Source organism: Achromobacter sp. GbtcB20 (genome assembly GCF_019091095.1).
Lineage (GTDB): Bacteria > Pseudomonadota > Gammaproteobacteria > Burkholderiales > Burkholderiaceae_B > Achromobacter > Achromobacter mucicolens.
The window spans coordinates 1-765 of record NZ_JAGXJZ010000093.1 but is presented as its reverse complement, the minus strand read 5'-3'; the positions used below and the strand labels follow the sequence as shown (position 1 = coordinate 765).

The window sequence follows — 765 nt, the reverse complement described above, 5'->3', positions numbered from 1 at the left end:
CAAACACCACCACATCGATCTGCTGGCTGAAGTTCCCCAGGCTGTCCACCACATGCGCCTTCGCCGCCTGGTGCCGTTTGTGCAGATAGGTATCCAGCATGTCGATCCAGACGTTCTCGCTCGCATCCCCCTTCGTACCCGGGTGACCGAAGGTCTTGCGTACTACGGACAAGCGCTGCTGGATGTCTTCATGCAGGGACGACAGGAGCTGGGAAAGCGACCACTGGGACATGCTGTACCTCGATGGGACGTGTATGGAAGCCGATGGAATCAGGACAGTGGGAACTTGGGGCCAAACAGTGCGCGCCAGGCGCGAAGCGCTTCGATATTGCGACCACGACGCGCGTGGTCGATGGCGATGCTTGCGTCCTGGCTCGCCTGGAACAGCAGCTGCTGCGCGCGCTGCTTGCGCGCGGCATCCATATCGTTGCTGATCGCCGGGCCAAGTCCGGCGGGATCCGGCCACTCGTCATGAACACGATCGGCAAGCGTGGCAAAGAACGACTGGATCTCGCGATCGAACGATCCTCCCCAGCCGCCGTAAAGACACTCAAGGGCCATTACCTCGATCAGGAACGAGGGCTTCACCGGCTTCTGATCGCCGTGCTTGGGATTGTTGTTCCAGTACTTCACCATGCGCACGAGACCTTTCCACTCATTGCCATAGGCTTGGTGCGCTGCGGTCGCCTTGTCCTTATGGATCTCCGGGTCCGTCTTGATCCACTTTCCGGACGCCGTATCGGGGATCTCATACTGGGCGCCGGT

General features: G+C 60.3%; 2 pseudogenes. Both read right to left on the bottom strand.

Going from position 1 to position 765, the window contains the following annotated elements:
- Positions 1 to 232 (bottom strand): annotated as a pseudogene (gene nucC, locus KVT32_RS27945) (CBASS effector endonuclease NucC); the annotation flags it as partial.
- Between the two features lie 38 nt (positions 233 to 270).
- Positions 271 to 765, bottom strand: a pseudogene (locus KVT32_RS27940) (nucleotidyltransferase); the annotation flags it as partial.